Raw genomic sequence first — 26,239 nt, 5'->3', positions numbered from 1 at the left:
GCCGTGATATTTCAGAGCTGTGCGGCCGCCCACTTGGCGCGGCTTTCGCGGCTCTCACCCAGCCCGCCTTGCTGCTCTCTGAAGGCCTTGTAGGATTCCACATCCAGTGGCACCAGGCTGATATCCACTTCCAGTACCAGTTTGCACTCTTTCTTGATCCGCCAGGCGGCGGTGTTGTACAGCTCAGTGAGTGGCAGCGAGCTTAAAAACTCAGGGTTGTACTGGGTGTAAATCGCCTGGGTGGGATAAACCACAAAGGCCAAACGGCGCTTGGGTTCTTTCTTGAACATGGCCTCGATACCATCACAGGTGTTTAGCACCTGCATCTCGATAATATCGTCGATTTCCAGCAGTTTTTTCTGGGCCAGTTCGCTTACCTGCGCCTCGCCCGTTTCCCAGGAGAGCAACTCGGCTTCATCGACTTTCAGCAACTCGGCGGCCTGGGCGGTGCCCAAGCCAAGAGATTGGCGCAGGCACTGAAACTCGATGGCGTTGAGCGGATATTGTTTGGACATAATGCTTCCTGTTTTTTCTATGTGTCTGATGGCGTGGCGCCTAGGGAATGCCGACCTGTGTCAGCTTTGCAGCCAGACGTCTTCGACCCATTGCCAGAGTGACTCCCAGCAATCTTCTTCATCCAGGCCGTCCTGGTTCCAGAAGTAGACCACACCTTCCTGATCTATGCAGTAAAAGTCATCACCGGTTTGGCAGATGGCAATCAGATCTCTGGGCATTCCCAGCGACCAGGCATAGGAGGTCACTTCCGGCAGATAGGTGTGGGAGTGGGGATCGGCAGCGGTCACCGGCTCCAGGCTGCCATAGATAACATCGCTGGCATGCAGCAGATATTCTTTCAGCTCCGCAGGCAAAGGGATGAGTATTTGCTCTTCGATATCCACCAGATCGTCAAAGCCGGGCAGATCCAGCGGTACAGGAACCTGCTCTGACAGTTCCTGCAGTTGCTCTATGATTTCATGCATGATTTTACGCTTTGGCCGAGGGTCAATGCGCTGGAGTATAGCGGCTTGTTGGCCGCTGACAAGCTTTGTCAGGCGACTATGGTATTTTCTATGCCAAGAGTCTGGGTTTGTTGGCGTTTATAACCCAACCAGGCCTTGTGGTACAGCTTGTGTGATTCCTGGCGCAGCTTCTGGATCCTTGCCAGTTCCAGCTCGCTCAAAGGCCTTTGCTCGCGGGCAGCCTTATGTTCCATCGCCTGCACTGCTTCATAGACTTGGTGCTCGGCGCCGTTTTTGATGGCGGCAATCTTCCTTAAGTGCAACTGAACTTCGGCAATCAGGCCACTTTTCGGCAGCTGCAGCAGCAGGTTGATATCCCGATAGCCGGAGGCCTTGGGCTGGGCAAACCTGTCTTTGACCTGCAGCACATTGGCCTGTTGATTCAGGGTGTCAAAGGCCAGCTGCAGATCATCAAGGCTGTCGGCTATCAGGGTGGCTCGCACCAGATCTGTTAGGGCGGCAGGGTCGTTATTCAGCTTGTGCGCCACCTTGGCTTCGGCCCGTTGACGCTCTTTCACCTTGGCCAGTTGCAGCTCGGTCTGGCTCTGATTGGCTATCTGTGACAGGAGACTGTGGAGTTCATTTTGTGCCATAGGTGCCTGCTGATAGAGGGCATTGAGGCTGGAAACGGGCTGCCTTGGGGCGCTGAAGCTTTGTTTCTTGAGGGCATTGAATGGGAGGGCCGAGTTTTGGCGCTGGCTGTAGCCGCTGTCGTCTCTTGGTTCAGCTTCATATTCTGAAGGCTGAGCGTAGGCGGTGCGCGCCGAAAGCAATAACAGGAAAACCAGGAAAGTGCGGAATAATCGGGTCATGGGGCCTCGCATCCAGAATGACTTCTAAGTGGCTTTGACTCCAATGTAGCACTTGGCTCTGAACCCTTGCTGAACCTCAAATGAAACTTTATTCATCTAAAAAGAAAGGCGCCTTGAGGCGCCTTTGTTGGCAAGCGTAAAATTACCAGATTTTCACACGCTGGGCCGGTTCAATATACATGCCGTCACCTGGCTTCACGTCAAATGTGCTGTAGAACTGCGGCATATTGGACAGTGAACCTATGGCGCGGAACTTGGCCGGTGAATGAGGATCTGTGGCCACTCGGTTGCGCATGGCTTCCTCTTTGATCTTGGCACGCCAGATTTGGGCGAATCCGAGGAAGAAGCGTTCATCACCGCTCAGACCGTCGATTACCGGAGCCTCTTTGCCCGCCAAGGATTTTTTGTAGGCCTTGTAGGCTATGGTGACACCAGAGAGATCGCCGATGTTTTCACCCAGGGTCAGACTGCCGTTAACGTGCAGGTCGTCAAACACATAGTAGCCGTCATACTGGGCGATTAGCGCCTTGCCGCGGGCGGCAAACTCTTTCAGGTCTTGTTCGGTCCACCAGTCGCGCATATTGCCTTCGCCGTCGAACTTGGCACCCTGATCGTCAAAGCCGTGACCCATCTCATGGCCGATAACCGCACCTATACCACCATAGTTGACGGCATCGTCGGCAGCCATATTAAAGAAAGGTGGCTGCAAGATGGCGGCCGGGAACACGATTTCGTTCATGGTCGGGTTGTAGTAGGCGTTGACGGTTTGTGGCGTCATGTGCCATTCGCCCTTGTCTATGGGGCTGCCCAACTTGGCCAGTTGCTTCTGATGTTCCACTTCACCGGCGCGGATCTCGTTACCGACCAGGTCGTCAGCTTTGATAGTCAGCTTGCTGTAGTCTTCCCACTTGTCGGGATAGCCGATTTTCGGGTTGAACTTGGCCAGTTTTTCCTTGGCGGCGACTTTGGTGTCTGCGCCCATCCACTCAAGTTCATCTATGCTGTCGGCGTAGGCACCGCGCAGGTTTTCCACCAGATGCTCCATCCGCTCCTTGGCTTCAGGGGCGAAGTGGCGCTTGACGTATACTTTACCCACGACTTCACCCAGCAGGCTGTTGACCTTGGCTACACCGCGCTTCCAACGAGGTTCCTGTTCTTGCTGGCCATTGAGTGTCTTGGCGAAGAACTCAAAGTTTTCTTTATCCAGCGGCTCGCTCAGATCTGAGGCGAAGTGGGTCAACAGCTGCCAGCGCATATATGTCTTCCAGGTAGCCAGATCTGTGTCTTTGACTATCTGGTTCAGGCCTTCGATAAAGCTGGGCTGATTGATGATGATATCGGCTTGCTTGTCGGCGCCAAGCGCAGTCAGGTAGGCGTTCCAGTCGATGTCCGGCGCCAATGTTGACAGTTCTTTGACCTCAAATTTGTTGTAGGTCTTGGTGCTGTCACGGCTTTCAACCACATCCCAATGCTTGGCGGCGATGGCGGTTTCCAGCTTCATGATGGCTTCGGCGCTTTGTTGTGGCTCGGCAAAACCGGCCAGGGTGAACATCTTGACGATATGCTCAACAAAGGCCTTGCGGATGTTGACGAAACGCTCACCTTCGTTGAAGTAATAGTCTTTCTCCGGCAGGCTCAGGCCGTATTGCCAGATATGGGTGGCATAGCGGCTGGAGTCCTTGGCATCAACATCTATATAGAAGGCCATGGGCGTGCCGCCACCGAGAATTTGGCTCTTGCCGAAGTAGGCCGCCAGTGCTTGCTTGTCTTTGATGGCATCTATGATTGCCAGCTCGCTCTCCAGTGGCTTGATCCCCAGCTGGTTGAGCGTATCGCTGTCCATAAAGGAGCGGTAAAGATCGGCCACTTTTTGCTCGTCGCTGCCGGGCTTGAGATCTTTGCTCTGCGCCACTTCTTCAATAATGGCTTTGACATCGTCACGGGATTTTTCCCTGAGGTCATAGAATGCGCCTGTGCTGGTGCGATCTGCCGGGATCTCTGTGTTCTTGATCCAGCCGCCGTTGACATAGGTATAGAAGTCATCCTGAGGACGAACAGACTTGTCAAAGTTGGCAAATTCAATCCCCGAGCCCAGGGCTTGGCTGACGGCGGCGGCAGTTGCGGTTTTGGCGACTTCCGGCTGTTTGGCTGTTTCAGCCTGGGTCTCAGCCGTTTTGTCATTACAGGCAGATAGGCCTGCGATGAGTGAGGCACACAATCCCCCAATGAGTACTTTTCTCATGCTGTTTCCTTTTCTTTGTTCTTTGGTGTCCCGCGAGGGGACATTTTTATCAGATTGGCTGCACACCCGTTTGTTCGGGAAAAACCGCAGTGATGCCTATGTTAAGGCCTGTGTGGGAATGTAAACAAGTCCCGCAGCGATGACAGCGAGCCTCGGCGCCGCGGGAGTTGTAAGCAAAGGTTACAGGCGCTTATTTGAGTGAGCGTTTGACAGTCTTTGCCCTTTAGCCTGTCAGGCTCCATAATGGCGCGCAATTGACACGGCATAACTCAAGAGGTTGGATAGCCAAGTGCGTTTAGATAAATTTATCTGTGAGTCTACAGAGCTGACCCGTTCCATGGCCAAGAAGGCGCTGCACCGCGGTGAAATCAGTGTCGATGGTGAAATCGTCAAGGACTCCAGCTTCAAGGTGCGTGATGGCATGAGAGTGTGTTTCGATGGTGAACCTATCAGCTTGATAGGCAACAGATATCTGATGTTGCATAAGCCGGTCGATACCATATGCTCAACCGTGGATGAGGTCTATCCTTCGGTCATCAGTCTACTGGAGATAGAAAAGCCCGAGAGCCTGCACATTGCCGGGCGCCTGGATGCCGATACCACGGGCTTGGTGTTGATTACCGACGATGGCCAGTGGTCGCACAAGCTAACCTCTCCCAAGAAGGAATGCGGCAAACGCTACCGGGTGTGGCTGGCCAGCCCAGTTACTGAAGACTTGATCCCACAATTTGCCGCTGGCCTGGCGCTGCACCGGGAAGAGGGGCTGACCCGGCCGGCGCAGTTGCAGCTGATTAGCCCGACCGAAGTCTTGCTGACTATTACCGAAGGTAAATATCATCAGGTGAAACGTATGTTTGCCGCTGTGGGCAATAAAGTGGAAGCCCTGCATCGTGAGTCAATCGGCGCCATAGAGCTGGATAGTGAACTGGAACCCGGCGAGTGGCGTTATCTGACCGAAGCCGAGATAGCCTCGGTAGGCTGAAAAAAAGCACCAAGGCCAGCCGGAGGCCTTGGTGCGATACCGCTGATTATTGCTGCAGTTTAATCCGGCCACTGATGGTGTTGATACTGACATCGGCCTGGCCGGAACCGCTTTGGAACTGCAGCGATTCAGCCTTGGTGTACTTGGCTTTTTTCGGTGAGTCCTGAGTCAGTTGGTTGTCAATCTTGCCACCTGGGCCACCGCTGATATCAAAGGCGGCATTCGGCAGTTTGGCAAACTTGAGTTCAATATCGCCACTGACGCTATCGACATGGGCATTGCCGGCCAGGCTCTGCATGGCAATACTCAAGTCGCCACTGACGGTTCTGGCCTTGAGTGACTCGGGAGCCTTCAGGGTCAACTGACTCTTGCCCGAGACCTGATCCAGCTCCACTTCTATGGCATCACTCTCGGCGTTCAGTTTGCCACTCACCAGGCGATAACTCACCTTGCCCAGACTCTGTTTATCCTCAATGTCGCCGGAAACGGTTTCCAGATACAGTTCACCCTGGTTGCTCTGGGTGTGGATACTGCCGGATACCGTGGTCAGTTGCAGATTGCCTTTGAGATCCTGGCCCTTGATATCACCACTGACATTGGCCGAGCTGATCTCACCCTCCAATCCTTGCAGGTCATAATCGGCGGAAACGCCTTTAAGCTTCATATTGACTGTGGCGGGCAGAAAGATCTCCAGCTTTGAGCCGTCTTTGTCCCGGCTGTTATAGCTCTTGGGCAGCTTGTCTTCGATAACAAAGCTGCCGCCCTGCTGACCAAACACCAGGCCTTCACTGAGCTCATCCAGCTTGCCCTTGATGGCGACTTCAGCCTTGTCCCAACTGCGGATCTTCACCTCTCCCCGTTGGATCTTGATATTCAATTTAGCTCCGGACTCCAGCGCCGCACTTTGATCGACCTTCTCGGCCGCATGCAATACCGGGCTCAGCAGCAGGGCTGAAGAGAGTAGGGTTAGTGATATCTTGTTCATATGCTGATTCCTTGTTGATCGAGTTGAGTGGGCAGTTGTTCACCCCGGGTGAGCAGTTCTATCTCCCTTTGCTGTACCCAAAGCCAGAGTTGCCAAAGTTGTTGATCGGTCGGGTCTTGTTTTAGTGCCTGGAATATCTGCGCTGCGGCTTCCCTGAGTTCATCTATGCCGCGACTGAGCGGCGTGGTCATGCTGACCTTTTGCCATTGGCCGAAATTGACACTGGCTTCCAGTTGTTTCACCTGTTGTTGGTGTTGATACTGTAACTGCTCCAGCATGGCCAGCATCTGTGGGTCGACACGGCTTTGGGTTTGCTGCAATCCCTGATAGCCGAGCAGGGATACCAACAGCAGACTGCAGGCGATAGCCAGATTACGCCAGCCGTTGCTGGATTTTGCGGCCTTGGGTGGCTGAGATTGTTCCAGCCTGGCGGCGATTTCAGGCCAGAGGTCGCGCTCGGGTGTTTTTTCCCGTGGCAGTTGTTCTATCAGTTGTTCCAATGTTGGCTGCTTGTTCATGACAACATCTCCTGAAGCAAGTTTCTTGCCCTGTGGTACTGCGCCTTGCTGGTGCCGGTACTTGTGCCCATCATGGCGGCTATCTCTTCATGGCTGTAGCCCTCAATGGCAAACAGCACAAACACGACTCTGGCCCGTTCGGGTAACTTGAGGATCTTGCGCTCCAATACAGAGGTTTCCTCCGTGTGGGTTGTGGTTGATTCTTCTGTGTCTGCCTCTGTGGTCACCGGCAGAAATCTGGCCCAGAAGCTGCGCTGTTTTTTCAAACTACTCAATGCCTGATTGACGCTCAGGCTGTGCAGCCAGGTACTGAATTTGCTTTCACCGCGGAATTGGTCCAGCTTCTCCCAGGCTCGGATAAAGCAGTCCTGGGTCATCTCTTCTGCCAGTGGCACCTGGCCGGCCAGGTGCAAACACAATGCATAGACTCTGCCATGGTGCAGGCGGTAGAGCTCGGCGAAGGCAAGCTTGTCCCCCAAACGGGCACGCTGCACCAGCGGGAAGTCCACTTCTTGCTGGTATCTGGTTTCTGTCAGCTGTGGGCTGGCATTCACTGGGCTGTCCTTAATGGTTTGGTCCTTAATGGTTTGGGCGAGTCATGGTAATTGGATAGTTTGACCCGCTTAAAAGGTTTAAAAAAGAATAAAAAAAATCCAAAAAATTTATCTGGTGGATTAATCAATCTGCTCGATGTTTTCTTTATTTGGTTATTTGCATATCCCTTAAACAAGCTTCACTGAAATCAGTTGTTTGCTTTCCGTTCCCTGGGAGGCCGGGGAGCCCCCAGGAAAGCTATTGTGTTTGGCAACCTGAGCACGACACTAACCTGTGATAAGGGAGTCATTGGGGAACCTTAGATTTTTATTGGGTTCACTTCTGATTTTTGAATATCGCATGCAATCGCTGTTTGTCGGGTTAAGGAAGCTGCGATTAAGTGGTCCGCAGCTCCCGATATGACGCCCCAAACCGTCCTTTATCGACGTCCTGTGGCTCAATTTTCCAATTTTCAGCCCAAAATCGTCTCTTCGTGGCTGATTTTGGCCCTGTTTCAGGCCAATTTCCTCATTTCAGGTAGATCTCGCCTGTGCCCGTATCAATTGGTCAACTCGAACCAGGTTCGCTAGGGTGAATAACATCGCCAGTTGACTGTCGTTTTTAGCCAGCCCCTTGTACCTGGCTTTGACGAAACCAAACTGACATTTTACTATCCGAAATGGATGCTCAACCTTCGCTCGGATACTCGCTTTCAGGTATTCGTAACGGATGGCCAGCTTGTTCTTGCGCGGGTGTTGCTTCAATGCATTCACTTTGCCGGGACGCTTGGCGATAAGCCAGTCTGCGCTGACATCGCTGAGCTCATCGCGCTTTTCGGCCCCCTGATAACCAGCATCGGCTGAGATAAATTCTTCATCGCCATGCAGTAACTTGCCAACCTGATTGAGGTCGTGCTCGTTAGCCGCCGTGGTCACCAGACTGTGGGTCAGGCCACTTTTGGCGTCCACGCCAATGTGCGCTTTCATGCCGAAGTACCACTGGTTACCTTTCTTGGTCTGGTGCATGTCTTCATCACGGCTGTTGTGTTTGTTTTTGGTAGAGCTGGGGGCTTGAATGATGGTGGCATCCACCAAGGTGCCCTGGGTCATTAGAACGCCACACTCTGCTAGCCAGTGATTAACGGTACTGAAGATTTTGCGGGCCAGTTCATGCTGCTCCAGCAAATGCCGGAAATTCATGATGGTAGTGCGGTCTGGAATGGCTTTATCCAGTGACAGGCGAGCAAATTGTCGCATGGAGGCGATTTCATAGAGGGCATCTTCCATGGCCTCATCGCTCAGGTTGTACCATTGCTGCATGCAGTGAATACGCAGCATGGTTTCCAGCGGATAGGGCCTGCGACCATTACCGGCCTTGGGATACACAGGCTCGATAACGCCAAGTAATTTGTCCCAGGGAAGCAAGTCATCCATTCTGCCAAGGAAAACTTCTTTGCGGGTCTGGCGGCGTTTACTGGAAAACTCACTGTCGGCAAAAGTCAGTTGCTGGCTCATCCGGTTACTCATTCTGGGTTCAGGTTACAACACGATGATCTCACATCTCGGACTTATTCGCACCTTCCTTAAAACCTTCCTTGAATGACAGATGCTTGGCGCTTTCGGTTTTTTTGACTCAGTTAATAGAAAAATTTTTAATTTTTTTTGCACTGTGACAAGGCTAGTGACTGTTTTTAAATAGGTTAATCATTGACAATATAAGATGACATTTTTGTTACCGGATTAACTCAACTGACACTGGGACAGAATTGCGACTATTTTTTTAGAGTGACTCTTTTTATTGAGGTAACACCATGCTTATTCGCCATAAGTTGTTGCTGAGTGCCGCCGTTTCGATCGGCGCCTTGGTATTGATGTTTGCACTGCAGCAATATTCCAGCTCAGTGCAGACAGAACTGTCCATCGCCATCCAGAAAGTGGTTGAACTGGATAAAGAAGTATTAAGCATGCGCAAGAATGAGAAGGATTTTTTTGGCCGCCAGGATCTCAAGTATGTTGAGATACATCAGCAGGAAGCACAGGCTACAGCGCAGTTGATGCAAGAACTGGCACTGATCTTCAAGGAGTATGATCTCCCCGAGGCGCCGATAAACAGCTTTAACCGTGATTTAGCCAACTACCGCCAGTTGTTTACCGAAGTGGTGAAATTGCAGCAGGAGATAGGCCTGGATCCCAAGACTGGTCTTTACGGTGAGTTACGCTCTGCGGTGCATAATGTCGAAAGCTTGGTGGCAGAACATAACGTGCCTGAGCTTATGGTGTTGATGCTGCAGCTGAGGCGTAACGAGAAAGACTTTATGTTGCGGCGGGATCTCAGCTACCTCAATAAGTTTGATAGCAATATTGAACGCTTCAATGAAGCCTTGAGCGCCAGTTTGCTGGACTACAGTGTTCGTAACAATATTGAGCAACTGATGAGCAAGTACCAACAAAGCTTCAAGAGTTTGGTGGCCAAGGAACAGCAGCTGGGACTCGACGAGTCCAAGGGCATGATGGGGCAGTTGCGAGAAGCGATCTTTGCCACGGAAAGCTCATCTACCAAGCTGAAAGAATTGGCAATAGCCAAGGTGGAAAACGAGCAGCAGCACAGCTTCATGCAGGGGTTGGCATTATTTGGTCTTATTGCGTTGTTGTTGGTGGTCAGTACTGTGATGATTATCCGCAGTATTATGAGGCCGGTTGAGCGTATCACGGATGTCATTTCCCGCATCGAGCTTCAAAAAGATCTGTCGCTGCGCTGTGATGTGGACTCCAACGATGAGCTGGGCATGATAGGACGCCATTTCAACAGTATGGTGGAGAGTTTCCAGAAGCTGATCGAGCAGGTTATCGAATCAGTGGATGGCATGCGCCAGTCCTGTGAAGAGCTGTCCCGCAACGCCATCAGCGCCTCGGAAGGCGTGTCGAAACAGCTCAATGAAACCGATATGGTTGCTACGGCTATCACCGAGATGGGGGCTACCATAGACGAGATTGCCAAGAATACTGAACTGGCCGCAGGTAAGGCAGAACAGACCCACAACAATGCCCAGGAAGGCCAAGTTGAGGTTGAAGATACTATCAATAAGATCCAGTCTTTGGCCCAGCAACTGAACGACTCTGCCAATGTGGTCGCCGAGCTTGAAAAAGACAGTCAAACCATAGGCAGCGTACTGGATGTGATCCGCGGTATCGCCGAACAGACCAATCTGCTGGCACTGAATGCCGCCATTGAGGCGGCCCGTGCCGGCGAGCAGGGCCGAGGCTTTGCCGTGGTGGCCGATGAAGTGCGCAGCTTGGCGATGCGGACTCAAGAGTCGACCGAAGAGATTGCCAGCATCATTCAAACTCTGCAGAGCCGTACCCATTCGATAGTGGATATTATGGAGCAGAGCCAGAAGCAGGGCGGTGAGAGCGCTCAGCAGGCGGCCAGTGCTGGCACCTTGTTGGCGCAGATCAATGCCGATGTCACCAATATCATGGATATGAGCACTCAGATTGCTGCCGCTATTGAAGAGCAGAGTATGGTGGCCGCTGAGGTGAATAAGAACGTGGTGGTGATCCGTGATATTGCCGAGGAGTCGGCTCAGGCGGCAGAAGAGAATGCCACTGCATCCGATGAGGTTCGCCACCGCGCTGATTATCTGCACCAGGCGGTGAGCCAATTCAAAATCTAGTTATCCGGTCACAGATGAAAAACCGCGGCAATGTCCGCGGTTTTGTTTTAGTTGCAGTCGTAGTCTTTAGCGGTTGTGGCACTTTCTTGCTCTGCTGTGCAGACGGCTTTTTTCGAGGAGTCTGTCAGGAATGGCGGCAAAGGTTTTTGGTTCACAAAAGGCTTGGAGCTGACAGGGAATAAAAAATAGGCCCCGAAGGGCCCTCAGAGAGTTAGAGACGAAAGCGGGCCACTTCGGCGCGCATGTTTTCCGCCAGATGGCTTAAGTTGCTGACCGACTCGGTCAACTCGTTGGCTGCCTGGGCCGATTGTTGGGTGATGTCGCTGATTGCCATAATGCTACGATTGATATCTTCCGCCACACTGCTTTGCTCTTCGGCTGCGGTAGCAATGTGGGTATTGAGCTGGGCGATGGAGTCGACTGACACCACTATCTCTTTCAAGGCTTCACCGGCCATATTGGCCTTGCTGTTGGCCTGCTCGACCTGAGTGATGCCTTGCTCCATGGCAGTCACCGCCTCCTGCACACCTGTCTGCAGGGTGGCTATCATGGACTCAATCTCCTGGGTTGAGCTGTGGGTGCGACTGGCAAGGGTTCTTACCTCATCGGCCACCACGGCAAAACCCCGGCCCTGCTCGCCGGCCCTGGCCGCCTCAATGGCGGCGTTCAGTGCCAGCAGATTGGTCTGCTCGGCAATTCCCTTAATCACATCCAGTACCCTGCCTATGTTTTGGCTTTCATTGGCCAGATGAGTGATCACCTGCGCCGTACCCTGAATTTGCGCTGAGAGTGCCACCATGCTGGCAATCGACTCCTGCACTATTGCATCGCCATTGGCGGCACTGGCATCGGCGCTGTGAGCCGAGTCGGCAGCGGCCGTGGTGCTTTGGGCTACTTCTGAGACTGTGGCGGTCATTTCATTCATGGCGGTAGCCGTCTGCTCTGTCTCGGCCTGTTGTCTGTGCATGCGCTCGTTGGTTTGTTGGGTGAAGCTGGAGAGCTCGGTCGCCGAGTCGCTGACTGTATTGGCGGCATTGGCGATATTATTGAGGATCCCTCTGAGGTGAGATATCACATCTCTTAAGTTATCGGATATCTGCCCCAGTTCGTCGGCGTTGAAGGTTTTGAACTGCACGGTTAAGTCCGAGTCGCTGCGAATTTTCTTCAGCTGGGTGAGGATATCGCCTATGGGTAACATGACGCTGCGGTTGACCCAAACACTGAGTAGTAAGCAGGCGATAATGGCGACACTGACCAGAGAGATAAATAGCACAACGGAAGAAGAGTAGAGGCTTTGGGCTTGCTCTCTTTCCTGTTTGGCGACATCCAATTGCAGGGTGACCAACTCGGCAATCTTACCGCTGATGGGATCTATTACCTGATAGAGAGGAGTGATCTCCTGATTGAGCTGGCCTTGGATATTGCCGCTCATGGTGGCCAATTTATGTTGCAGACGTTTTATCTGTTCATCGGCGGGAATAAATAACCGCTTGGCCTCATTGACCAGTTGTGATTCTCTGGCGGTCAACTGAGTGGCTGTGTAATCCTGCCACTTCTGCTTGATGCTTCTGTCGGCCTCATTGAGCGCGGTACTGGCTTGTTCGGCACTGAAGTCTCCGGCATTGGCCTTGTTGATAGCATCGATAACAAAGACGGCGTAATCATCACCTATGCTCTTGAGATCTTTGAGTGGGACAACCCGGTCGCTGTAGATATTTTCTACCCCTGAGTCGATTTCGTTCATGATATTGATGGCGATACCACAGAGTAGCAGCATCAAGAGAAGAGGCACGGCCATACCGAGCAACATCTTGTGTTTCAGTTGTAACTTCATGCTTGAGAACCTTGGTCCAGAAGGGAACTTGTCCTTGGATGAGGCCCTGTCAATCCAATTTGTTGAGCCATACAAAAGGTATAGCAAAAAAGTATGAAATGCGTGAGACGAGAGAGGGGCAAATTTTGGATACAAAAAAACCTCGCATCGCGAGGTTTAAATGATTGGTACAGGTGAGAAGACTTGAACTTCCACGCCCGTGAGGGCACCAGCACCTGAAGCTGGCGTGTCTACCAATTCCACCACACCTGCACTGTTTTCATTTCGACTCTTTCATGTGTTAATTGGTACAGGTGAGAAGACTTGAACTTCCACGCCCGTGAGGGCACCAGCACCTGAAGCTGGCGTGTCTACCAATTCCACCACACCTGCACATTGAGAGTCTAACGTACAGCTAACTATTATTGCAAAGTGGTACAGGTGAGAAGACTTGAACTTCCACGCCCGTGAGGGCACCAGCACCTGAAGCTGGCGTGTCTACCAATTCCACCACACCTGCACTGTACTGCTTTGCAATTTCCTCAGTCGCCTGAGCACCTTAAAGTTGAAGGTGGTGCCCGAACCCGGAATCGAACCAGGGACACGCGGATTTTCAATCCGCTGCTCTACCAACTGAGCTATTCGGGCGACGGCGTGCATTAAAAGACTTTTACGGTTTTGAGTCAACTCTTTTCTGAGAAATATTTCAAAATAACGCGTGTTTGAGCAAGTTTTACTCGAAAAGGCGCATATTGCTTAGCTTTTGAACGAAAGCCGCGTCATTGCTGGGCTAGGGGTAAATTAGCCCAATCGAAAACTCAGCCTGTAAAGCCGGGATTTCGAGGTTTAAGGGGAGGCAGGTTTTATCTTCTTCTGGAAACAAAACGCCCCACGTTAAAGTGGGGCGTTAAGGGATTAATCCTTGAGGAGGTCGTTCCCCGGATAGTTGGCACGCATAACTGTCAGTACGTGCTGCTTTAACTGCTCCTGACCCAGTTCATCATAAGCGGTGACCATGATCTCAAGCGCGCGCTCTGTCGATGGAGTGCCGGGATAAGTTTCCATTACGGACTGTGCCCGAATGGCGGCTGCGCTCCAGGCATTCATTTTCAGATAATATTCGGCCACTTTCACCGAATACAGCGCCAGACGATTCTTCAGGTGCTGCATTCTCTTCTGGGCGTCGGCCGCATACTTGCTGTTGGGATAGGTCTTGAGCAGGCGTTCGAAGTCCTTGAAGGCATCGAGGGCAAATTGAGGATCCCTGTCGCTTCTGTCTATATTGAGCATGTCATGGAACAAATAGTTGTCGGCCTGCATATTCACCAGTCCACGCATATAGTAGACATAGTCTATATCCGGGTGGGTGGGGTTGAGGCGGATAAATCTGTCGATGTTGGCGACTGCCGACGGGGTATCATCCAACTTATAGTAGGCATAAATCAGATCCAGCTGAACCTGAGTCTTGTGTGGACCAAAGGGGAAGCGGGAATCCAATGCCTCCAGTGAACGCACAGCCTTGGTATAGTTACCCAGCTCCATAGAGGTACGGGCCTGGGAGTAGAGAACGTCCGGAGACTGCTTGCTGGTAATTAAGTCGTCTTCCGGTTTGCTGCTACAGGCCACAATGGCCAGCGAAAAAAAGGCTATGGCAGCGCCTTTGGCAATATTATGCATACTTGAATTCGATTCTTGAGTAAGTTGTAGTTAAGAATTTTTCCATTTCACGATAAAATGGCCGATTCCGAGTGTACCAGAAAGTACACAGTTTTTGACCCCATTAACTGGGGACGGTTCCTATGACGCAAGAGATTAATCTAAAAAGCGAGATATCAGCAACCCAAACCGGTCTGAGATTGGATCAGGCTTTGGCCGAGTTGTTCCCCGATTACTCCCGAACCAGGATCAAGGAATGGATCCTCGATGGCAAAGTGTCCGTCGATGGTACTGTGGTAAACAAGCCCAGAGAGAAGGTGTTGGAATCTCAGGAGATAGAGGTTCAAGCCACTTTGGAAGAAGAGGTGCACGCCGAGGCCCAGGCTATCGATCTGAATATCGTCTATGAAGATGACCATATATTGGTGATCAACAAGCAGGCGGGTTTAGTGGTGCATCCCGGTGCCGGTAATAGTGACGGCACCTTGATGAATGCCCTGCTGCATCATTGCCCCGAGATAGAACATGTGCCCAGGGCCGGTATTGTCCATCGTCTCGATAAGGACACCACAGGCCTGATGGTGGTAGCCAAGACAGTTGAGGCTCAAACTCATCTGGTGGCGGCGCTGCAGGCGCGCGACATTACCCGTGAATATGAAGCCATAGTGCTGGGCACCATGACAGCCGGTGGTACAGTGGATGAGCCTATCGGGCGTCACCCCACCAAGCGTACTCATATGGCGGTGCACCACAGTGGTAAGCCGGCGGTGACTCACTATCGTGTGGCGGAAAAATTCCGCGCCCATACCCGCTTGCGCTTGAGGCTGGAAAGTGGCCGGACTCACCAGATCCGGGTGCATATGGCTTATATAGGTCATGTGTTGGTGGGCGATCCCGTCTATGGTGGTCGTCCAAAACCCCCCAAGGCCGCCAGTGAAGCCTTTTTCGAAGTGCTGAAAAACTTCAAGCGCCAGGCGCTGCACGCGGTGCGACTGGAGTTGGTGCACCCCATCACCTGTGAGCTGATGAGCTGGCAGGCACCTATCCCCGAGGATATGGTCGAGCTGACCAAGGCGCTGCGTAAAGACACCGAAGAGCATCCGCCGGAGTATCTGTAACATGTACGGCTGTCTCTGGCCGCTGCCGGCCAATGTCAGAATCGCCATGACCCAGCGTCATGGCGGTGTCAGCCTGCCACCGTTTGACAGCCTGAATCTGGGGCTGCATGTGGGAGACATTTCCGCATCTGTGCAGGCCAACCGTGCTTTATTGGCACAGCGGCTGGCTCTGCCCAGCGAGCCGGCATGGCTGGAGCAGGTACATGGCACAGAGGTCGTCGATCTGGCGCGTGACTCCCTAAGGATTGCCGATGGCAGTTATAGCGACAGCAAGGCGCATGTGGCCGTGGTGATGACCGCCGACTGTCTGCCAGTACTTTTGTGTGACAGTGCAGGCACCCAGGTGGCGGCGCTGCACGCCGGCTGGCGTGGCCTGTGTGATGGCGTTATCGAAGCGGGAATTGCCCGTTTTCGTCCCGGCTCTGAGCTTATCGCCTGTCTCGGACCGGCAATAGGCAAAACGGCCTTCGAAGTGGGCGCTGAAGTACGTGCTGCTTTTTGCGATAAAGACCCCAAGGCCGACAACTGCTTTGTAGCCAAGGGGGATAAGTTTCTCGGCGATCTGCAGGGGCTTGCCAGGCTCAGATTGCAGCGGGCGGGTGTCCGGCAGGTATATGCCTTGGATATCTGCACCTATAACAACAAAGACTATTTTTCCTACCGCCGCGATGGCCGTACCGGCCGCATGGCCTCGTTGATTTGGCTTACTGATTGAGTGGTTATTTTATTCGTCTGACTTGAAATCGGTTAAAGCATCCTCATATTTAAGCTAACGAAGTAATACCTCATTTTGAGAGTTTCAGGAGGCTGTATGCGACTCGATCGTATGACCAATAAATTTCAGCTTGCTATCTCGGATGCCCAATCTCTGGCGCTTGGCCGTGACCATCAGTTCATAGAACCCGTCCATCTGATGATGGCTTTGTTGAATCAGGATGGCGGTTCAATTCATCCGCTGTTGACCCAAGCTGGTATCCAGGTCAGCACTCTGCGTTCCTTGATTAGTCAGGAACTGGAGCGCTTGCCCCAGGTGGAAGGAACAGGCGGTGATGTTCAGTTATCCCAGGCGCTGATACGTTTGCTGAATCTGTGCGACAAGCTGGCACAGAAGCGTAAAGACAAATATATCTCCAGTGAGCTGTTTATTCTGGCGGCACTGGAAGGTAACGACACCCTGGCACAGTGTCTCAAGCAGGCCGGTGCCACCAAAGAGCTGATGGAGAAAACCATCGAAGCCGTGCGTGGCGGCCAGAAGGTGGATGACCCCAATGCTGAGGATCAGCGCCAGGCGTTGAAGAAATACACCATAGATCTGACCGAGCGTGCCGAGCAGGGCAAGCTGGATCCTGTTATTGGCCGTGACGATGAAATTCGTCGCACGGTGCAGGTACTGCAGCGTCGCAGCAAGAACAACCCTGTGCTTATCGGTGAGCCCGGTGTGGGTAAGACCGCCATTGTTGAAGGGCTGGCGCAGCGTATCGTCAACGGCGAGGTGCCTGAAGGCATCAAGAACAAGCGAGTATTGTCGCTGGATCTCGGCGCATTGGTGGCTGGTGCCAAATACCGGGGTGAGTTTGAAGAAAGACTCAAGGCTGTGCTCAACGAGCTTGCTCAGGAAGAGGGCCAGGTGATCCTCTTTATTGACGAGCTGCATACTATGGTGGGCGCGGGTAAATCCGATGGCGCCATGGATGCAGGTAATATGCTCAAGCCGGCACTGGCCCGCGGTGAGCTGCACTGTGTCGGTGCCACTACCCTGGACGAGTATCGTCAGTATATTGAAAAAGATGCGGCGCTGGAGCGGCGCTTCCAGAAAGTCCTGGTGGATGAGCCCAGTGTCGAGGATACCATCGCTATTCTGCGTGGTCTGAAAGAGCGCTACGAGCTGCACCACCATGTGGAAATTACCGATCCGGCGATTGTGGCGGCGGCGACCATGTCCCACCGTTATGTGTCAGATCGTAAGCTGCCTGACAAGGCCATTGACCTTATCGACGAAGCCGCTTCCAGCATTCGGATGCAGATAGACTCCAAGCCGGAGCCGCTGGATCGCCTCGAACGCCGAATCATTCAGCTCAAGCTGGAAGAGCAGGCGTTGGCGAAGGAAAACGATGAGGCCAGTCGTAAGCGTCTCGAACATCTGCGCAGCGAGCTGGTGGAAGTGGAGCAGAAGGCTGCCGAACTTAATGAGATTTGGCACACAGAAAAAGCGGCACTGGCGGGCACTCAGCATATCAAGGCGGATCTGGAGCAAGCCAGACTGGATATGGAAGTGGCGCGCCGCGCCGGTGATTTGACCCGGATGTCCGAGCTGCAATATGGCCGCATCCCCGAGCTGGAGAAACAGCTGGATCTGGCGTCTCAGGCCGAGATGCAGGATATGACCTTGCTGCGTAACAAGGTCACGGATGTTGAAATTGCCGAGGTACTTTCCAAGGCGACCGGGATCCCGGTTTCCAAGATGCTCGAAGGCGAGCGGGAAAAACTGCTGCATATGGAAGATGCGCTGCATGAGCGGGTGATCGGCCAGGATGAGGCGGTCGATGCCGTGGCCAACGCTATTCGTCGTAGCCGCGCGGGTCTGGCCGATCCTAACCGGCCCATAGGCTCCTTCCTGTTCCTCGGCCCGACCGGGGTAGGTAAGACCGAGCTGTGTAAGTCGCTGGCCAAGTTCCTGTTCGACACAGAGAGCGCCATGGTGCGGATAGATATGTCCGAATTTATGGAGAAACACTCAGTCTCCAGGTTGGTCGGGGCGCCTCCGGGCTATGTGGGTTATGAGGAAGGGGGTTACCTTACCGAAGCGGTGCGCCGTCGTCCCTACTCAGTGATCCTGCTCGATGAGGTGGAAAAGGCACACCCGGATGTGTTCAACATACTGCTCCAAGTACTGGATGATGGCCGCCTGACCGATGGTCAGGGGCGTACGGTTGACTTCCGTAACGCTGTGGTGATTATGACCTCGAACCTGGGTTCCGACATTATCCAGGAGCAGTTCAGTCACCAAAGTTACGATGAGATGAAGGCTCAGGTGATGAATGTGGTGCAGCACCATTTCCGCCCCGAGTTCCTCAACCGGATCGACGAAACCGTGGTGTTCCACCCGCTGGATAGCGAGCATATCAAGAGTATTGCCGCGATTCAGGTCGAGTCGCTGCGCCAACGTTTGGCGGAGAAAGAGTTCGAGCTGGAGATCACAGATGCCGCGCTGAGCTTTATTGCCAGAGCCGGGTTCGACCCAGTGTATGGTGCAAGGCCGTTGAAGCGGGCACTGCAGCAAGAGGTGGAAAACCCACTGGCGCAAAAGCTGCTTAGAGGCGAGTTGCTGCCAGGTCAGCCGATCAAGGTGGACTATCGCGACGACAACTTGGTGTTTGAGCAGTAATCACACCATAAACAACAAACCAAAAACAAAAAGGAGCGCTTTGAGCGCTCCTTTTTTGCTTGGGTTAAACGACAAATTCAACTGATGGGTTTTAATCCGTCGTCTTTAGCCTATCAGTGACTGCGGGCTACGGCGATTTTAGCAAGGCTTATCAGCGCCAGCTTGTAGTCGGACTCAGGCAGTACCGAAAGGGCCGCTACGGCCTTATCGGCCTCTTCATAGGCCCTTTGCTGGGTATATTCCAGTGCGCCACAGGTGTTGAGTGCATTGATAATTTCTTCGATATGCTCGGTGCCATCACCTTGTTCAATCGCCTGGCGGATCATCTGGCGCTGTGGCTCTGTACCGTGGGCGATGGCGTAGATCAGCGGCAGTGTGGGTTTACCTTCGGCGAGGTCGTCACCTATGTTCTTACCCAGTTCTTCGGCGTCGGCAGTGTAGTCCAGCAGGTCATCGGTCAACTGGAAGGCGGTGCCCAGGTATTTGCCATAGTCGGCCAGCGCCGTTTCCATTTCGCTGTCGCAACCGGCCAGCACACCGGCCAGACGGGTTGCGGCTTCAAATAGTTTGGCTGTTTTGCAGTAGATTACCCGCATATAGCTGGCTTCTGTGGTATCCGGATCGTTGCAGTTCATCAACTGCAGCACTTCACCCTCGGCCAGTACGTTGGTGGTGTTGGCCAGTACCTGCAATACCTTCATCGACTCCAACTCTGTCATCATCTGGAAAGAGCGGGTATAAAGAAAGTCGCCGACCAGCACGCTGGCGCTGTTGCCAAACAGGGCATTGGCTGTCTCCCGTCCACGGCGCAGAGTGGATTCATCCACCACATCGTCGTGGAGCAGTGAAGCTGTATGAATAAACTCTATGATAGCGGCCAGCTTCAGGTGTGCTTCACCACTATAGTCGAGCGATCTTGCTGCCAGAATCGACAGTAACGGCCGCATACGTTTGCCGCCACCGTTGATGATGTAGAACCCCAATTGATTGATCAGGGCAACATCAGATTCGAGTTGTTTGTAGATCAGTTGATTGACGGCTTGCATGTCGGCGTCAGCCAGCTGACGGATAGCAGTTAAATCCATAGTAGACTCTAGGTATGAAGGAACGCCGAATCGGCAGCTCCCGATAAGCTTAAGTATTGTAATAGACCGAAGTTTACCTAAAATTAATGAACAAGACAGTAGCAGAGGGAGTAATGTGCGAGTTAATCCGGTCTTTTTTTCTTGAGCTTCAATTAGGGCTTGCCTGTAAGGGATTATTCGCGTAAACTCCGCGCCCATTGTCATTAAAGTTTTTGTAGCACCCAGCCTCATAGAGATGAGCCGGCGTGTTAAGAATTTCGGAGTAAAATAGCTATGTACGCTGTTTTTCAAAGTGGTGGTAAGCAACACCGTGTTGCTGAAGGCCATACTGTTCGTTTGGAAAAAATTGAAGTTGCCACTGGTGAAACTATCGAATTCGATCAAGTTCTGCTGATCGCTGATGGTGAAAACGTCCAGGTGGGTACCCCTCTGGTAGCAGGCGGTAAAGTTGTGGCTACTGTTGTTAGCCATGGCCGTGGTGAAAAGGTAACTATCCAAAAGTTCAACCGTCGTAAGCACCACGAGAAGAAAATGGGCCACCGTCAGTGGTTCACTGAAGTTAAAATCACTGCTATCAACGCTTAATAGGAGTCTGACTCATGGCACACAAAAAAGCTGGCGGTTCTACTCGTAACGGCCGCGATTCAGAAAGCAAACGTCTTGGTGTAAAGCGCTTCGGCGGCGAATCAGTTCTGGCTGGTAACATCATTGTTCGTCAACGTGGTACTAAGTTCCACGCAGGTGTTAACGTAGGTATCGGTCGTGACCATACTCTGTTTGCCCTGACTGACGGCAAAGTTAAGTTTGAAGTTAAAGGTCCTAACAACCGTAAGTTCGTTAGCATCGAAGATTAATCTTCAAACCAGAATTGCTTTGAGCCCCGCCATTGGTGGGGCTTTTGTTTTGGGCGAGAGCCATAGTTTCTGTTTTTTGGCGCCTTGCAGGGTTAGGCAGTATAATTGCCTCATTCCGTGGTGCCAGGAGTATGTATGAAGTTTGTCGATGAGGCAGTGATCAGAGTTGAAGCTGGAGATGGTGGCAGTGGCTGCGTCAGCTTCAGACGTGAAAAATACGTGCCGGATGGTGGTCCAGACGGTGGCGATGGTGGCGACGGCGGCAGTGTTTATCTGCAAGCTGACGAAAACCTCAACACCCTGATTGACTACCGTTTTGAGCGTTTCCATATGGCTGAGCGCGGTGAAAACGGCCGAGGCCGCGACTGTACCGGTAAAGGTGGTCAGGACTTGGTGCTCAAGGTGCCAGTGGGAACTCGGGCGGTTGATGAAGAAACCGACGAAGTACTCGGTGACCTGACCCAGCATGGTCAGAAGCTGTTGGTGGCCAAAGGTGGTTTCCACGGTCTTGGCAATACCCGCTTCAAGAGCAGTGTGAACCGTGCACCCAGACAAAAAACGCTGGGCACGCCAGGTGAAGTGCGCAGCTTGCGTCTTGAGCTGATGCTGCTGGCAGATGTGGGCTTGCTCGGTATGCCAAACGCCGGTAAGTCGACTTTTATTCGGGCGGTTTCGCGCGCGACACCAAAAGTGGCCGATTATCCCTTTACCACCCTGGTGCCTAATCTCGGTGTAGTAAATCCTCGCCCAGGGCAGAGCTTTGTGGTGGCGGATATTCCAGGGTTGATTGAAGGTGCTGCCGAAGGTGCCGGTTTAGGTATTCGCTTCCTCAAACACCTTGAGCGTTGTCGTGTATTGCTGCATATCCTGGATATTGAGCCTATTGATGGCTCGAGTCCTGCCGAAGCGGCCAAGGCGATTGTCACTGAGCTTGAGAAATACTCGCCCAAGCTGGCTTCCAAGCCACGTTGGTTGGTGTTCAACAAGACAGATCTGCTGCTGGAAGAAGAACTGCAGGAAAGAGTCGACAGCATAGTCAAGGAGATGGGCTGGGAAGGGGATGTTTACACCATCTCGGCTTATACCCGTGAAGGCACCAAGGAACTGGCTGAAAAGCTCTATGACTTTATCAGCAGTCTGCCGGCGGAAGAGCAACAACAAGATCCTGACGCCGATGTTGAGTTCAAATGGGACAACTACCATCAGGATAGCCTGGAAGATCTCAACGAAGACTATGATGATGAGTTCGACGATGACTTCGACGACGATGATTATGATGTTGAGGTTATTTACCAAAGATAATATCTGAGCGAGCCTGAACACCTGTGTACGCTGATACCCAAAACGATATCACCCGGCAGGTCGTCCGGGTTGCTCAGCTATTGCTGGCCTATGGCGCTGAATCTGAACTGGTTGAAGAGATCAGTCAGCGTCTGGGCCGGGCACTTGGCTTGGCCAGTGTCGAGCTATCCATCTCCTCCAATTCGCTGGTGCTCACCAGCTTGGTTTCCGGTCGTTGTATCACCACCACCCGACGCATTCGCGAGCACGGCATCAATATGACAGTGGTGTGCGAGCTGCAGCGCATCTGCCTGCTGGCCGAAAAAGGTCTGTATGGCCCCAATGAAGTCCGCAAGCGCCTCGCCAGACTGCAACCCAAAACCTACCCCAAGTGGCTGCTTATCCCCATGATAGGCCTCTCTTGCGGCAGTTTTTGTCATCTATTCGGTGGTGATCTGGCCGCATGTTTTATCACTTTCTTTGCTTCTGTGATTGGCATGTTTGTGCGCCTGGCCATGGCGCAACGTCACTTCAATGTGTTGGTGAACTTTGCCGTGACCGCCTTCGTCACCAGCTTGGCAGCCCAGTTGGGGTATCTCTATCCTGTGACCCAAACCCCTGAGCTGGCGATGGCGGCCTCTGTGCTGATGCTGGTTCCCGGCTTTCCGATGATCAACTCGATATCGGATATGGTTAAAGGGCATATGAATGTGGGGATCTCCCGCTGGGGGCAGGCGACCTTGATGACAGTCTCCTCCGTGATAGGCATTACCATTGCCATGCAGCTTGGGGGGATTTTCCTGTGATGGATACTCTGTTGTTGCTGCTGAATGATGCCTTTTTCTCGGCTATCCCCGCCATGGGCTTTGCCATGCTGTTCAATGTTCCCAGGCGTTATCTGCTTTATTGTGCTCTGGCCGGAGCCATAGGCCACAGCTCACGGACCTTGATGTTGCAGTTTGGTTTGCCGATAGAGTGGGCCACTTTTGCCGCTGCCGGCATCATAGGCATGGTGACCATAGCCTTTGCCAGGCGTCATCTGGCACCGCCGCTGCTGTATGCCGTGGCGGCGATTATCCCTATGATCCCGGGTTCTTATGCCTACAACACTGTGATTGCCCTGGTGCAATTGACCGCCCAGTCACAGCTCAGCACTGAGTTGTGGGAGCAGGTGGTTACCAATGGCCTGAAAACCGTGTTTATTCTCGGTGCTTTGTCTGTTGGTCTTGCCATGCCCAGCCTGTTGTATTTCCGTACCCGCCCGGTGATTTAATCCAATATTAACAAGGAGCGTATATGCGCATCGCCATGATTGCCGCCATGGCCCATGACAGAGTCATAGGCAAAGATAACCAAATGCCCTGGCACTTGCCGGAAGATTTGCGCCATTTCAAGCAGATGACTTTGGGAAAGCCAGTGGTGATGGGACGTAAGACCTTCGAATCAATAGGTCGTCCTCTACCCGGACGCCATAACATAGTGATCAGCCGTCAGAGCGACTACGCCCCGGAAGGTGTTACCCGGGTTTCTTCTTTTGAAGAGGCAGTGGAAGCGGCAGGAAACTGCGAAGAGTTGGTGGTAATAGGTGGTGGTCAGCTCTACCGTGAAATCCTACCTCAGGCTGATAGGCTGTATCTGACAGAGATAGACTTACAAGTGGAAGGGGACACTCGTTTTCCTGAATGGGACGATGGCAGCTGGCAGCAAGTTTATGAGGAAAGTGGCAGTAGTGTGAATGGGTTGAGTTTTCGCTTTATCAATATGATTAGAAAATGTTAAATTGTAACAGACTTTTGAACCCTGAAACGTGAGTGGCACCGGCCACGAAGCGATCCTTATGCCAAGAGTCCCCGGCAGACTTGTCTGCCGGGGACTCTTGGTTTTAATAACTATTACAAAAAGGAGTGTCAGATGCGTCTGTTGCCCGTGGCCATTGCTGCACTGATTGCTGTATCTTCAGTGTCAACCCCTTCAACTGCTAAAGCCGAAGATCTTTTGGCTGCCAGTATCTGTGATTACGTCAAGTCCAACGACAAAAATCGCCTGCGTAAGAAATTGAAAGAGAACCGAGTGAAGCTGCGTAATATCTATTCCGGGCTCTCCTGTGACGGCGAAAGCCTGCTGCGTACTGCCTATCACAGCAATGCCGAAGATACCGGCGAGTTTATTGCCAAGCGCTTGTCAAAAACCGAACTGGAAGTGGTGGAAGCTGACGGCAAGACCATAGTCGATTGGGCCGACGCCAATGGTTTTGGCGCCAGCATTATTACCCTGGCCATCCAAGATCGCCTAGGCAGCTGAGTTCGTTACAGCGTCAACAACATGGGGATTTCGCAGGCGCTGTGGCCGGTATTGCCAAGGGGCTTGGGTAAGGTGGTAAAGCCCAGGCTGGCGTAGAGGCCAAGCGCTTGTGGCAACAGTTGGGTGGTTTCGAGATAGCAAGCCTTATATCCCTGCTCGCGGGCAAAGCTGAGACATTGCAGTGCCAAACGGCGGGAGAGCCCCAGGCCTCGCAGTGCGGGCATAAAGTACATCTTCTGCAACTCACAAATGCCTTCTTCGCCGGGCAATGGTGCGATACCTGCACCGCCAAGCAGTTGCTGCTGTTTTTCAATTATCCAATATTGGCTGCCTGGCTGACTATATTGGCGACTCAGGTGATCCAGGGTCGGGTCGGCTACACTGTAGCCCTTATCGGGAGTCAGGCCATACTCGGCCGATACTGCGCGTATCACGGCGGCCAACTCGGCATCATCTGCTGCCTGTAGTGCCCTGATGACCACCCCCTGTTGGCTCTTGGCTTTGGTAATCGCCTTGTTGTAGCAGCGCAGGCTGGCTTCCAGTTGGGTCACCTCGCTCGGTGCCAACTGGGCAAGAATGTCCGCAAATTGGTTATCTTGCTGAGTATCCAACTGTTTCAGCATCTTATGACCGGCAGGGGTTAGGCTGACCTGCAGACAGCGATTGTCTCTGGGATTGGCCTTGGTTTGCACAAGTTGTTTCTTGACCAGGTGACTGACGGCACGACTGGCATTGGATTTATCGATATTGAGCAGGTTTCCCAGCTCCTTGATACTGAGATCTTTTTGTCCCAGCTCCAGCAGTGTGTGTGCCTGCACCGGGGTCAGCGGCAGTTGCCCACAGGCGCCGGATAACATGCCCAGTTGCCGTACCAGGTGACGTGACAGTTGTCTAAGTACAGGACTGACCTGGGTCAGATCATCCTGAGGTGATTCTTGCTGATTGCCGGTTTCAGTGACATGAGGCTTTATGTTGAGGGACATCTAAGGGGTTACCTCGCAAAAAGATAAATTGGTTGCGACAAGCAACTAATGCTAAGTTCAAGTTAGCTCAGTCTGTATCTATTTGCAACAGCTTGTTTCATGGATTGGGTGGGCAAGGGCCGGGCATCTTCACAGGTAATAGGAAGAAATGAGCGGAAGCCGGTCAATGTAAACACCACTGTGATTGATTGCGCTGCTCATTGGTAACAGCACCTATTAATAACAGTGGTGACTGGTATCAGTAAAGCTCCGGGTAACGCAGTGGCGCCGATGCGAGCAGCAAGGCCGAGTGATAAATACTCTCGCGAGTAGCTTGCCCTTGGGTCAAGAGCCCTATGGCGCCACCTGCCTGTTTGACATTGACGGTATTGAACAGCGAATCCATCACATCCCCCAGCTCTTCACCGGCCTTGAGCGCGGCATAAACCTTGGGCGGCAGGGGTAGGTGAGCACTGCGGCCGACGCAGAGGCGTTCTTTGGTGGCTATGACGACATAGGCAAAGGTGGCCGGCCCCTGGGGGAAATCATCCACCCCACCTTCCATTGCCAGATAGTAATCGGCATCTGCATTAGCTTTGCACCATTCGACCCTGTTGATGGCTCCCTGGCGGGTATCGGCATCTGTCATGGGTTGCTCCGCCACACCGGATGGCGCCTTCATGGCTTGGCAGTGGATTTCGGCGTCGGGATGCAGGGCGCGAACCGCATTCTCGGCGGCTTTGATTTTCACCGGGTTGGTGGAACCCACCACTATCTGTAACTGTTTTTGTTTCATATTTGTTTTTTTAATGGATCTTTAATGTAGACGGGCGTTTGAATCGTTGTTTAAATGGTCGGAGGTGTGACCTTGAGTTGGGCGTCATTGTGACGCGCCATAAATCACAACGCAAGATGCACCGAGGGACACGACATAGGCGCCACGACAAACCCGTATGGCTTTGGGGAGTTGTATTGTTCAAGGGGCTGGGCCTTGTCGGATAAATGGCATTAAAAAAGAG

Annotated in this window: 25 protein-coding genes and 4 tRNA genes; 12 read left to right on the top strand and 17 right to left on the bottom strand. The window is 52.7% G+C overall.

Annotated elements, in window-relative coordinates; genetic code table 11:
- Positions 1–11 precede the first annotated feature (11 nt).
- From WKR14_RS16715 to WKR14_RS16700, 4 genes are all read right to left on the bottom strand, one after another.
- Positions 12–515, bottom strand: a complete 504-nt coding sequence (locus WKR14_RS16715; protein ID WP_025888809.1) for a DUF4447 family protein — start codon at positions 513–515, stop codon at positions 12–14.
- Between the two features lie 60 nt (positions 516–575).
- A complete protein-coding gene (locus WKR14_RS16710) occupies positions 576–980 on the bottom strand; it encodes an SMI1/KNR4 family protein (RefSeq protein ID WP_226565332.1) in 405 nt (134 codons plus the stop codon).
- 68 nt (positions 981–1,048) lie between these two features.
- Positions 1,049–1,831 carry a RelA/SpoT domain-containing protein gene (locus tag WKR14_RS16705; RefSeq protein WP_339086981.1) on the bottom strand — a complete coding sequence of 261 codons (783 nt, stop codon included), beginning with the start codon at positions 1,829–1,831 and terminating at the stop codon, positions 1,049–1,051.
- Between the two features lie 142 nt (positions 1,832–1,973).
- Positions 1,974–4,073: a M13 family metallopeptidase gene (locus tag WKR14_RS16700; protein ID WP_339086980.1), complete on the bottom strand. Its 2,100-nt coding sequence runs from the start codon at positions 4,071–4,073 to the stop codon at positions 1,974–1,976.
- A gap of 289 nt (positions 4,074–4,362) precedes the next feature.
- Between WKR14_RS16700 and rsuA the strand changes: the two genes are divergently transcribed.
- Entirely contained in the window at positions 4,363–5,055 is a 693-nt protein-coding gene (rsuA, locus tag WKR14_RS16695; protein ID WP_054744570.1) for a 16S rRNA pseudouridine(516) synthase RsuA, read from the top strand.
- A 46-nt stretch (positions 5,056–5,101) separates the two neighbouring features.
- On the opposite strand, the gene WKR14_RS16690 is transcribed toward rsuA, so the two are convergent.
- From WKR14_RS16690 to WKR14_RS16675, 4 genes are all read right to left on the bottom strand, one after another.
- Positions 5,102–6,040, bottom strand: a complete 939-nt coding sequence (locus tag WKR14_RS16690) for a DUF4097 family beta strand repeat-containing protein (RefSeq protein WP_101053854.1) — start codon at positions 6,038–6,040, stop codon at positions 5,102–5,104.
- Positions 6,037–6,558 (bottom strand): hypothetical protein, encoded by a 522-nt coding sequence (locus tag WKR14_RS16685; protein WP_044735059.1) that lies wholly within the window; start codon positions 6,556–6,558, stop codon positions 6,037–6,039. The genes WKR14_RS16690 and WKR14_RS16685 overlap by 4 nt, the downstream gene beginning before the upstream one ends.
- Positions 6,555–7,112, bottom strand: coding sequence for an RNA polymerase sigma factor (locus WKR14_RS16680; protein ID WP_371873330.1), 558 nt, complete (start codon positions 7,110–7,112; stop codon positions 6,555–6,557). The genes WKR14_RS16685 and WKR14_RS16680 overlap by 4 nt, the downstream gene beginning before the upstream one ends.
- 513 nt (positions 7,113–7,625) lie before the next feature.
- Positions 7,626–8,606, bottom strand: coding sequence for an IS5-like element ISEc68 family transposase (locus tag WKR14_RS16675; RefSeq protein WP_000082736.1), 981 nt, complete (start codon positions 8,604–8,606; stop codon positions 7,626–7,628).
- A 296-nt stretch (positions 8,607–8,902) separates the two neighbouring features.
- Here WKR14_RS16675 and WKR14_RS16670 point away from each other — a divergent pair, with 296 nt between their 5' ends.
- The gene (locus tag WKR14_RS16670; RefSeq protein WP_101053850.1) at positions 8,903–10,765 is read left to right on the top strand and encodes a methyl-accepting chemotaxis protein; all 1,863 of its coding nucleotides are present in this window, start codon (positions 8,903–8,905) and stop codon (positions 10,763–10,765) included.
- Positions 10,766–10,976: 211 nt separating this feature from the next.
- On the opposite strand, the gene WKR14_RS16665 is transcribed toward WKR14_RS16670, so the two are convergent.
- The 6 genes from WKR14_RS16665 to WKR14_RS16640 all read right to left on the bottom strand — a co-directional run bounded on the left by WKR14_RS16665 (position 10,977) and on the right by WKR14_RS16640 (position 14,255).
- Positions 10,977–12,599 (bottom strand): methyl-accepting chemotaxis protein, encoded by a 1,623-nt coding sequence (locus WKR14_RS16665; RefSeq protein ID WP_101053847.1) that lies wholly within the window; start codon positions 12,597–12,599, stop codon positions 10,977–10,979.
- Between the two features lie 165 nt (positions 12,600–12,764).
- Positions 12,765–12,851 (bottom strand) — tRNA-Leu (locus WKR14_RS16660).
- Between the two features lie 33 nt (positions 12,852–12,884).
- Positions 12,885–12,971 (bottom strand) — tRNA-Leu (locus WKR14_RS16655).
- Between the two features lie 40 nt (positions 12,972–13,011).
- Positions 13,012–13,098: transfer RNA gene (locus WKR14_RS16650), tRNA-Leu, on the bottom strand.
- A 52-nt stretch (positions 13,099–13,150) separates the two neighbouring features.
- Positions 13,151–13,226, bottom strand: a tRNA-Phe gene (locus tag WKR14_RS16645).
- A gap of 267 nt (positions 13,227–13,493) precedes the next feature.
- Positions 13,494–14,255, bottom strand: coding sequence for an outer membrane protein assembly factor BamD (locus tag WKR14_RS16640; RefSeq protein ID WP_101053843.1), 762 nt, complete (start codon positions 14,253–14,255; stop codon positions 13,494–13,496).
- Positions 14,256–14,377: 122 nt separating this feature from the next.
- Between WKR14_RS16640 and rluD the strand changes: the two genes are divergently transcribed.
- The 3 genes from rluD (at position 14,378) to clpB (ending at position 18,737) form a co-directional block, all read left to right on the top strand.
- Positions 14,378–15,352 carry a 23S rRNA pseudouridine(1911/1915/1917) synthase RluD gene (gene rluD / locus WKR14_RS16635; RefSeq protein WP_025012060.1) on the top strand — a complete coding sequence of 325 codons (975 nt, stop codon included), beginning with the start codon at positions 14,378–14,380 and terminating at the stop codon, positions 15,350–15,352.
- 1 nt (position 15,353) lies between these two features.
- Entirely contained in the window at positions 15,354–16,067 is a 714-nt protein-coding gene (gene pgeF, locus WKR14_RS16630) for a peptidoglycan editing factor PgeF (protein ID WP_101053840.1), read from the top strand.
- A 96-nt stretch (positions 16,068–16,163) separates the two neighbouring features.
- Positions 16,164–18,737, top strand: coding sequence for an ATP-dependent chaperone ClpB (gene clpB / locus WKR14_RS16625; protein ID WP_101053837.1), 2,574 nt, complete (start codon positions 16,164–16,166; stop codon positions 18,735–18,737).
- A 113-nt stretch (positions 18,738–18,850) separates the two neighbouring features.
- On the opposite strand, the gene ispB is transcribed toward clpB, so the two are convergent.
- Complete coding sequence (gene ispB / locus WKR14_RS16620; RefSeq protein ID WP_101053833.1) at positions 18,851–19,822, bottom strand: octaprenyl diphosphate synthase; 972 nt, start codon at positions 19,820–19,822, stop codon at positions 18,851–18,853.
- A gap of 273 nt (positions 19,823–20,095) precedes the next feature.
- On the opposite strand from ispB, the gene rplU reads away from it, so the two are divergent.
- The 7 genes from rplU (at position 20,096) to WKR14_RS16585 (ending at position 24,258) form a co-directional block, all read left to right on the top strand.
- Positions 20,096–20,407, top strand: a complete 312-nt coding sequence (gene rplU / locus WKR14_RS16615) for a 50S ribosomal protein L21 (RefSeq protein ID WP_025012063.1) — start codon at positions 20,096–20,098, stop codon at positions 20,405–20,407.
- A gap of 14 nt (positions 20,408–20,421) precedes the next feature.
- Positions 20,422–20,676 carry a 50S ribosomal protein L27 gene (gene rpmA, locus WKR14_RS16610; RefSeq protein WP_011760936.1) on the top strand — a complete coding sequence of 85 codons (255 nt, stop codon included), beginning with the start codon at positions 20,422–20,424 and terminating at the stop codon, positions 20,674–20,676.
- 135 nt (positions 20,677–20,811) lie between these two features.
- Positions 20,812–21,978 carry an Obg family GTPase CgtA gene (gene cgtA, locus WKR14_RS16605; protein WP_101053831.1) on the top strand — a complete coding sequence of 389 codons (1,167 nt, stop codon included), beginning with the start codon at positions 20,812–20,814 and terminating at the stop codon, positions 21,976–21,978.
- A gap of 23 nt (positions 21,979–22,001) precedes the next feature.
- Positions 22,002–22,763, top strand: a complete 762-nt coding sequence (locus WKR14_RS16600; RefSeq protein ID WP_101053828.1) for a threonine/serine exporter family protein — start codon at positions 22,002–22,004, stop codon at positions 22,761–22,763.
- A complete protein-coding gene (locus WKR14_RS16595; RefSeq protein ID WP_263619378.1) occupies positions 22,763–23,230 on the top strand; it encodes a threonine/serine exporter family protein in 468 nt (155 codons plus the stop codon). The genes WKR14_RS16600 and WKR14_RS16595 overlap by 1 nt, the downstream gene beginning before the upstream one ends.
- A gap of 23 nt (positions 23,231–23,253) precedes the next feature.
- Positions 23,254–23,736 (top strand): type 3 dihydrofolate reductase, encoded by a 483-nt coding sequence (folA, locus tag WKR14_RS16590; protein WP_101053823.1) that lies wholly within the window; start codon positions 23,254–23,256, stop codon positions 23,734–23,736.
- Between the two features lie 132 nt (positions 23,737–23,868).
- Positions 23,869–24,258 carry a DUF3718 domain-containing protein gene (locus WKR14_RS16585; RefSeq protein ID WP_101053820.1) on the top strand — a complete coding sequence of 130 codons (390 nt, stop codon included), beginning with the start codon at positions 23,869–23,871 and terminating at the stop codon, positions 24,256–24,258.
- A 5-nt stretch (positions 24,259–24,263) separates the two neighbouring features.
- Here the strand turns inward: WKR14_RS16585 and WKR14_RS16580 are convergent, their stop codons facing one another.
- On the bottom strand, positions 24,264–25,241 hold the full coding sequence (locus tag WKR14_RS16580) for a bifunctional helix-turn-helix transcriptional regulator/GNAT family N-acetyltransferase (RefSeq protein ID WP_101053818.1): 978 nt from the start codon (positions 25,239–25,241) through the stop codon (positions 24,264–24,266).
- A 238-nt stretch (positions 25,242–25,479) separates the two neighbouring features.
- On the bottom strand, positions 25,480–26,016 hold the full coding sequence (yjjX, locus tag WKR14_RS16575; protein WP_101053814.1) for an inosine/xanthosine triphosphatase: 537 nt from the start codon (positions 26,014–26,016) through the stop codon (positions 25,480–25,482).
- Between the last annotated feature and the right edge of the window lie 223 nt (positions 26,017–26,239).

Source organism: Shewanella chilikensis (genome assembly GCF_037953065.1).
GTDB classification, from domain to species: domain Bacteria; phylum Pseudomonadota; class Gammaproteobacteria; order Enterobacterales; family Shewanellaceae; genus Shewanella; species Shewanella chilikensis.
Note: the sequence above shows the minus strand (reverse complement) of the source record. Positions and strands in the feature narration are given on the sequence as shown.